Source organism: Halomonas marinisediminis, assembly GCF_004347715.1.
Taxonomy (GTDB): domain Bacteria; phylum Pseudomonadota; class Gammaproteobacteria; order Pseudomonadales; family Halomonadaceae; genus Halomonas; species Halomonas icarae.
This window is the reverse complement of the sequence record NZ_SLTR01000048.1, coordinates 1-864: the sequence shown is the minus strand read 5'-3', so window position 1 is coordinate 864 and position 864 is coordinate 1. Positions and strand designations below refer to the sequence as shown.

Annotated in this window: 1 protein-coding gene and 1 pseudogene; one reads left to right on the top strand and one right to left on the bottom strand. The window is 59.7% G+C overall.

The genetic code is table 11. From position 1 onward, the window contains the following. Positions 1-129, top strand: a pseudogene (locus tag E0702_RS19980) (electron transfer flavoprotein subunit alpha/FixB family protein); the annotation flags it as partial. A 199-nt stretch (positions 130-328) separates the two neighbouring features. Here E0702_RS19980 and E0702_RS15795 read toward each other — a convergent pair. Next, positions 329-778 (bottom strand): hypothetical protein, encoded by a 450-nt coding sequence (locus E0702_RS15795; protein ID WP_205741952.1) that lies wholly within the window; start codon positions 776-778, stop codon positions 329-331. Positions 779-864: the final 86 nt, after the last annotated feature.

Here is an 864-nt window from a genome sequence, read left to right as displayed (position 1 = left end):
GGCATGAAGGACTCCAAGGTGATCGTGGCGATCAACAAGGACGAGGAGGCGCCGATCTTCCAGGTCGCGGATTATGGGTTGGTGGCGGATCTGTTCGACGCCCTGCCGGAGCTTGAGCAGAAGCTGTAACGCCGACGCAGCGAGGCTTCGTAGAGAAGGCCGGCTCCCTCAGGGGGCGGCCTTCTGCGCTTTGGTCTGTTCGAGACTTCCTCAGAAACGTTTTGTGATAGGCGCCGGGGACTAAAGTGGTGCCCGAAGTTTGGACCACTTCAGGTGAGTCACCAGCAGGGTGTCGGTATCCACCGCGGCCTGGGTATTATAGTAGTGATCAACCCCCTTGCCGGTGATTGGCATGATGCGAGACTGCGGGTCGGTGAGGTTGACCTGAACCTTGTCGCGGGGATTGCCAGTGGGGTGGCCTAGGGTCGCGTCCTCGGGGCTTTTTGCCCGCCTTCCGCTGCGTCTCGCGTCGTGCCATCCTTTCCTGATAGGCAGCTTGCTCGCCGGCATCCCACGTTTCTATCTTGGCTTCGGCGATCGCCGCCAGGCGCTGTTCACGCCGGGAAATCTCCGCCGGGATGTCCATGCCATCGGCGGCGTCATCCCGATCTGCGGACTCGGCTCGCTGGGTCAGCGCTTTCACCTCAGCCTTAAGCTGTGCTTCCAATTGCTTGGCATGGCCATACGACAGCGCCTTGTGCTTGCTGGTGTTGGCTTTGAGCTTGGTGTTATCCAGCGCGATGGAGCCGAGCTTGAGCAGCTTCATCTCGCGGGCCATCAATAGCACCTGGACGAACAGTGAAGTGGTCTAATTGGAGCGGACACCCCGATAAGCCTCATAATGGAGGCAATGGAGGTGTTCAT